Below are 6,780 nucleotides of genomic sequence, written 5' to 3' on the forward strand. Positions count from 1 at the left end.
AAATGTCGGTTCCTTTTTTCGTACCATAAATAAATTTGAGAGTAGTATTTATACCCCTGACGGGGATCATAAATACTACTTTTTTTGATTTTTTAAATGAATTTCTTCCTATTATATAGGTATGATTTTCATTTTTATAAAGTAAATATCTAAATAATTATGAAAGTTATGAAAATAAAAACAATTAGTTCTATAATAAAGAGGTTACTTAACGTATAGAGAGGGGAAATATAATGGTACATTTTTTGCGTAATAATAAAGTTGCCTCAATCATTTTAGCAATTATCAGAATTTACTTGGGTGTCGAATGGACATTAGCCGGTTGGGAGAAAATAACAGGCGGTGCTTCAGGAGCTGTTAAAGGTCTTGTTGCTAACGCTATCAAGAACCCAGTTAAAGGCCCTACAGGTAATGTCGTTTATCCATGGTTCAACAGTATGCTTAGTGGCATCTTACCTCACTACCGTGGTATGAGCTTCTTAGTATCTTGGGGTGAATTATTAGTTGGTTTAGGTTTGATCTTTGGTTGTTTAACAACTGCTGCCGTATTCTTTGGATTGATGATGAATTTCTCTTACTTATTAGCAGGAGCAATTTCTGTAAATCCATTGTATATTTTTCTTGAATATTTCATCATTATTGCTGGATTCAATGCTGGTAAAATTGGTTTGGATTATTGGGTGATTCCTTGGATAAGAAAAAATATATTTAAAAATAAAGCTACAATATGATTTTTTTATATAAAATAAAAAAGAAACTGAAAAAATTTCAGTTTCTTTTTTTTCTTTTTATGAAAAATGTTTTTTTCTGAATTAAGGAACCTGTAGGTACTATACTTATTTAAAATAAGGCGTAAAATAAAATATTGGTATAGATAATAAATATTGTTCATATTTCAATAAAATTTCTGTCTATTTATTTAAGTAATGAAATGTGGTAGGTTACTAATATGAAAATTTATTTACTATAATATAATTGTTTTAAAATAATATTGAAGATATTCTATTATAATAGAATCAATTGCATCTACGGGGGTGGAGTTCTTGGATAGCTTTACTGACTTATTTCTATCAAAATCAGAAATCGAAAAGATTCAACTATTTAATAAGATCAAATTAATTAGAACTACTCAATTAGCTAGTGCCGATCTAATCGGAACTTATCGTAATCGTGATATCCAGGTTAAGGATATTAACTTACGTAAGGCTGCTTATCAAATGAATAAGAGCTATGGTAGCGTCTATAATACTTTCTTAGGAATCCAAGATGATTTCAAGAGAATCTTAAATAAGGAAAAATATAGTACTGAAGAAATGTTTAGTGTTACGCGTGATGCTTATCATGCTTTTTTGACGACCAATTCTGATGGCTACTTATTCCTTGATGCCATAGTTAAGGATAAGGAGAGTTCCTTTAAGCATTTCTATGAAACGTTGGAAAGTAGCAAGGCAACTGTTTTGCGTCACTTAAAGCCAATGAGAGGCTATTTAAAACGTTTTGGTGTTCGTATTGCGTATGAACCTATGCGCTTTGTTGGTGATGAGGAATCGATTCGTTTGGCTATCGCAGCATTGTACTGGAATGCTACTAGGGGATACGTATGGCCATTTGAAGATTTCACACAAAAAGTCGCTTTTAAGGTAGTTGATATTGCTTTAGATAAATATCGTCTTAAACCTACTAATCAAATTACGAAGATGTTTTATGCTTATGTAGTTATGTCACATCTTTACCGGATCATTGATGGCAACCATGTTCAAAATATGGATGCTTTGAATGTCATTAACTATCCTTTCCCTAACATTTTCGAAAGTGCCGGTTCAATGCTTGAAGGGGATACTGGTAGTAAGAAAGTTCGTGAATTAAAACGAGCTATCAAAGAAGATGTTAGCTATGAGGAGCAAATGTTCCAATCAGCTGATTTCTATATTCTATTGATGTGTGTTCCAGCAACATTTGAAGTTTCTGAAGATTATCTTCAATCTGTTTCCAAGCAATTAGTTAGATATAATCCATTGTTTGCTAACTTTATTGATGATTTCTTGGAACTTATTCCAATTGATGTTGAACAAACAATTTCTGATATGGCCTTGTCACATTCAGAATTCTTGAGATATAAATATAATTTAACAACATGTATTATCGGTGTCTTGGCGCTTGATCATAACTATATTGAAATCTTGAACTTATATTCAGGTTTCGGTGACGCTATCAGTAAATTGAATGATGAAGGTTTGGAAAGTAAAATTTATTCAACCGTTCAACATTTGATGTTACGTGACAAGTATCAATCATTAACAGGTAAATCAAAACAAATTTCTGAAGCTATTTATGCAATTGCATATCGATTCTTCTCACTTTATAACAAGAATATCCAAGTTAAAGTTTACCTAGAACTTGAATCATTCTTCTTAGTTTATTCAGACTTATCTGTTACTTTACAATCATTGCCATATGCGAAAATTGTCAGTGATCCTAAAGAGGCTGATATTGTTGTAACTGCTAATAGTGCTAATCCACCAGAAGAAGATATGAAAAAAGATGTCTGCATCTATCGTTGGATGTATAACGGTGTCGATGGCCAAATGGGTGGTTTATTGAACCTAATTTATAAGATTTGGACTGAAGAAAAGGTTAGTGAAAATCCAAATCTTTAATGAAAAGTGTTGCAACTATTTTCAGAATATATTATGATACAGGTTGTGCGATGAGTCGAGAGCCGTCGAATTTGGACGGCACTTATGATGGTAGGGTATCGAGCACTACTCACCGGATTTGTGAGGGATATCTATAGGAAACCGATGTGAACGGGGACCTATTTACTCATCTGAGTACTACCAACTAAAACCATGGTTGATTTATACCATGGTTTTTTTATTGAAAAAAATATATAGAAGAGGTGAAAAGGATGCGCGCTCAAAGACTTTGGTTACTAATTTTGAATATTACTTTCAACTTAGTAATGGGATTTATTTTGCCAGTGAATACAATTTTTATTCACAAGAATTTACATGAATCATTGATTACAGCTGGTTTTACCTTAATGGTTTACTCAGCCTTTATGATGATCGGTAATGCTCTGGGGGGAGTAATGTTTGATCGATTCTCAAAACGAGGAACGTTATACATTGGTTATGCTATCTCCATCATTTCGTTACTCGGTATGTCATTCCATCATGTATGGCCAACATATGCGATTATGTTGTTCATTTTAGGATTTGGAATGGGGCTGGTGTATACGGCGGTCAATGCTTACACAGCTTTCATTGCGGAACAAATGTCAGGAAACAGTCGAGTAATATTTAATAATATGTACTTAGCAGCCAATATTGGAATTGCTATCGGTTCAACAGCCGTTGGATTCATTTTTAAGTGGAGTATCTTTTTAACTTTCTTCATTCCAATGATTTTATTTGTAATTAGTGCAGTTATTTTAATTTTTAAAGCTAACTTGTTGGATCATGTTAACGAAACAGATGAAACAACTAGTCATCATTATGTAAGTAGTGATACTGTCGATCCAAGAATTGAAATTGGTGCCGGACGTTTTACGTTAAACCTAATTGTGATCTGTGCTTCTATCTTTATCGTTTGGCTCGGTTATTCACAGTGGGACAGTAATATGTCAGCCTATATGTTGAATCAAGGTTACACGACACGTGAGTACGGTTTGGTCTTTACAATCAATGCAGGTTCATTGTTGATTATTCAACCAGTAATGAATCGAGTTGTTTCGAGAATTTTTAAATTATTGAAGTATCAAATTTTCTTAGGAACAGTTATCATGGGAGTATCATTCCTTTTGTTGCCAGGAGCTAAGTCATATCTATCTTATGTATTGAGTATGTTAGTTTTGACAATCGGTGAATCAATGGTTTTCCCAACTATTCCAGCATTATTGAGCAAGATGTCAACGAACAAAAATCGTGGAACTTTCCAAAGTTTTTACAGTATTTTTGGTTCATTAGGCCGGGCAATCGGACCTTATGCAGGTAGTTTGATCGTTACGGCGTTGTCATTTTCAAGTTTGTTCATTGGGATTACTATTTCAATGATTATAGTTGCTGTAGCAATGATAGGTGTTAAAGAATTAGCATAAGTGAGGTAATATCATGATAGTTATTTTGTTGATATTGTTATTACTAGTCGTTCTAATTCTGAACGCCTTTTTTTATACGTTCAAAAAAGAGGTTCCAAGGCATTAGGTTCAGAAGCTCCGCAAGTAAAGATGGATGAAGGACTAACGGAGGCCACGGCTATATTTGTTCAAAAAGATAAACAAGAATGGCAGATTAAATCGTCTAATACGGGCAATCAGTTGTACGGTTGGTTTACCAATAATAACGATAATGTAACGGTCATTATGGTCCATGGCTTTGGTGTGGATCATACATCGTTGAATGTTCATGCCCAGTTGTTTGATAAATTAGGCTGTAATGTTTTACAGGTTGATAATCAAGCTGCAGGAAAAAGTGAAGGTAAGTATCTTGGCTGGGGCTATTTGGAAAGTCTGGATCTCTTAGATTGGATTAAAAAGGTTTCATTGGAACGACCTGATGATAAGATTATTTTGTTTGGTGCTTCAATGGGGGCAGCTACGGTTATGTTAACTTCACAGTATGACTTGCCGAAAAATGTTAAACTGATAATTGAAGATTCTGGCTATACTAGTGCAACTGATATTTTGAGCTATCATTGTCAAAAGCGTTATCACATTAAAGGGAAACTTTTGATTGGTGGTATCTCATTGATGTCGAAATTACGAGCTGGTTTTTCTTACCGGCAGACAGATTGTCGATTGGCATTAGCCAAGAATAAAGTACCAATGATGTTCATGCATGGTAAGAATGATTTCACAGTTCCATTTGAAATGCGAGACGAGTTATCCACATGTGGACAATTCGGAAAAAGGACCTACGAAAGCCTTGGTGTTCACATTCGAAGCTACTATGTAGATTCGAAAAACTACCAAGTGGCTGTGGAAAACTTTTTAGAAAAATACCTTTAGGAGAGACTTATGAAAATTAAAATTGCTTATTTTATGGAGAAAGTTCAAGCAGGAGAATTTAACCAAACTAGTTTAGAAATTAGTAAGGATGATTTGCTTCAAGAAGACCTTTGGTCAATTAACAAAGCTAAGGAACAAATGGAAAAGGATCTTGCCGATAATAAACTTTCACAAGTTATGATTCATGTAGCAGATTCTGAGTTTGATATTAACTTTTATTTAGAGAGTGGTGTGATCAATTTGCCATTCGCTGATGCCAAGAAAGTCACTCATTTCTTCGATGATGACGCAGAAGTTGAGACAAAAATTTACCTTTCAACAGCATGTGATTATTTAAATGCATCCAAATTTCATATTGATTTAATTTCAGAAAATGTCTTAAAAAATGATGAAATTAAACACACAATGGATATAATGAAAGAGAACTATGAAACTTCTGTAGAAAATTTCTCTAACAAAGGGGAAATAGAAAAAGAGGAAAAATAATGAATTCAATGCTACTACTCCTAGTAATGGGTGTCGCAGCTGGAGTTCTTGGTGCAATCTTGGGGATTGGTGGCGGAATGATTATTACTCCGGTGCTAACTATCATGATGGGGTTAGATATCAAGTATGCAATTGGTGCTAGTATCATCTCAGTTATTGCGACGAGTTCTGGCTCAACTATTGCTTATTTAAAAGATGATATGCTAAACCTACGTGTCGCAATGTTCCTGGAGATTGCTACGACAGTCGGGGCCATAATGGGAGCCCTGTTGGTCGGAATGTTTTCAAGTAATTTCTTATATGTCTTATTTGGATTTTTCTTGCTCTATTCTTCATATAATATGATCCGTAAATTCTTCGATAAAAAAGGTGAGGCCGTTTATACGGAAACCGGTGAAATCGTTGAAAAGTTCAAGCTTGCTAGTACTTACTATGACAAAGCTGAACATAAGCAAATTGATTATTCGATGAAAAATGTACCAGGTGGTTTTGTCATGATGTGGGCTGCTGGATTAGCCAGTGGTTTGCTTGGTATCGGTAGTGGTGCTTTCAAAGTTATCGCGATGGATACAATTATGAAAATGCCTTTGAAACCATCAAGTGCCACAAGTAACTTGATGATGGGTGTTACAGCTGCTGCCAGTGCAACAGTGTACTTCTTCAATGGATCGATTCGTCCTGATATTGCTGCACCTTTGGCAATTGGTGTGTTGGCCGGAGCTACAATTGGTGCTCGTTTGATGCAAGTATTGAAGCCAAAGGTCATCCGGATGATTTTTATCCCAATCATTCTCTATATGGGAATTCAAATGGCTCTTAAGGGATTTGGGGTGAACATCTAATGCAATCACATGAAGAAACTCGAAAAGTTGAATTGATCATTGGTCAAATTTTGCGTATCGGCGTTATAACGTCAGCTATCGTTATCTTAATAGGGATGGGATTGTATTTCATGAATGGCGCTGGTTATCCTAGCGTTGTCAGAAACGGTCATACGATGGTTGATTTCCCACAACGATTCTCAACTATTTTTGCAGGGGTTGCTGAAGGTAAGTCATATGCCGTTATAATGCTTGGTGTTTTCTTATTGATTTTGACACCAGTATTGCGGGTTGTTGTTTCAATTTATGCTTTTTATAAAGAACATGATACTTTGTATGTTGTAATCACATCGATTGTTTTGGTTATTTTGATGTTTGCGATGTATATGGGGTATCGTAGTTAAAAATTAATGTAAGTTAAAGGCGTTACGCAAAAATAAATGGTTCTTTCTTAAACTTGGTTAG

The 6,780-nt window shown here is 34.6% G+C and carries 7 protein-coding genes; all 7 read left to right on the forward strand.

The window, feature by feature from the left end:
• Positions 1 to 233: 233 nt before the first annotated feature.
• The 7 genes from FD31_RS13415 to FD31_RS13445 all read left to right on the forward strand — a co-directional run bounded on the left by FD31_RS13415 (position 234) and on the right by FD31_RS13445 (position 6,719).
• On the forward strand, positions 234 to 731 hold the full coding sequence (locus FD31_RS13415) for a DoxX family protein (RefSeq protein ID WP_057893294.1): 498 nt from the start codon (positions 234 to 236) through the stop codon (positions 729 to 731).
• Positions 732 to 1,034: 303 nt separating this feature from the next.
• Complete coding sequence (locus FD31_RS13420) at positions 1,035 to 2,657, forward strand: helix-turn-helix domain-containing protein (protein WP_235805376.1); 1,623 nt, start codon at positions 1,035 to 1,037, stop codon at positions 2,655 to 2,657.
• A gap of 251 nt (positions 2,658 to 2,908) precedes the next feature.
• On the forward strand, positions 2,909 to 4,099 hold the full coding sequence (locus FD31_RS13425; protein ID WP_057893296.1) for an MFS transporter: 1,191 nt from the start codon (positions 2,909 to 2,911) through the stop codon (positions 4,097 to 4,099).
• 129 nt (positions 4,100 to 4,228) lie between these two features.
• Positions 4,229 to 5,008, forward strand: coding sequence for an alpha/beta hydrolase (locus tag FD31_RS13430; RefSeq protein ID WP_057893297.1), 780 nt, complete (start codon positions 4,229 to 4,231; stop codon positions 5,006 to 5,008).
• Positions 5,009 to 5,017: 9 nt separating this feature from the next.
• On the forward strand, positions 5,018 to 5,494 hold the full coding sequence (locus FD31_RS13435; RefSeq protein ID WP_057893298.1) for a hypothetical protein: 477 nt from the start codon (positions 5,018 to 5,020) through the stop codon (positions 5,492 to 5,494).
• Positions 5,494 to 6,336, forward strand: a complete 843-nt coding sequence (locus FD31_RS13440) for a sulfite exporter TauE/SafE family protein (RefSeq protein ID WP_057893299.1) — start codon at positions 5,494 to 5,496, stop codon at positions 6,334 to 6,336. The genes FD31_RS13435 and FD31_RS13440 overlap by 1 nt, the downstream gene beginning before the upstream one ends.
• Positions 6,336 to 6,719, forward strand: coding sequence for a DUF1634 domain-containing protein (locus FD31_RS13445; protein ID WP_057893300.1), 384 nt, complete (start codon positions 6,336 to 6,338; stop codon positions 6,717 to 6,719). The genes FD31_RS13440 and FD31_RS13445 overlap by 1 nt, the downstream gene beginning before the upstream one ends.
• The last annotated feature ends 61 nt before the right edge of the window (positions 6,720 to 6,780 follow it).

The organism is Companilactobacillus nantensis DSM 16982, from assembly GCF_001435815.1.
GTDB lineage: Bacteria > Bacillota > Bacilli > Lactobacillales > Lactobacillaceae > Companilactobacillus > Companilactobacillus nantensis.

Coding starts and splice junctions, on each gene's coding strand:
- FD31_RS13415 (WP_057893294.1), top strand. CDS start 234: ATGGTACATTTTTTGCGTAATAATAAAGTTGCCTCAATCATTTTAGCA.
- FD31_RS13425 (WP_057893296.1), top strand. CDS start 2,909: ATGCGCGCTCAAAGACTTTGGTTACTAATTTTGAATATTACTTTCAAC.
- FD31_RS13430 (WP_057893297.1), top strand. CDS start 4,229: ATGGATGAAGGACTAACGGAGGCCACGGCTATATTTGTTCAAAAAGAT.
- FD31_RS13435 (WP_057893298.1), top strand. CDS start 5,018: ATGAAAATTAAAATTGCTTATTTTATGGAGAAAGTTCAAGCAGGAGAA.
- FD31_RS13440 (WP_057893299.1), top strand. CDS start 5,494: ATGAATTCAATGCTACTACTCCTAGTAATGGGTGTCGCAGCTGGAGTT.
- FD31_RS13445 (WP_057893300.1), top strand. CDS start 6,336: ATGCAATCACATGAAGAAACTCGAAAAGTTGAATTGATCATTGGTCAA.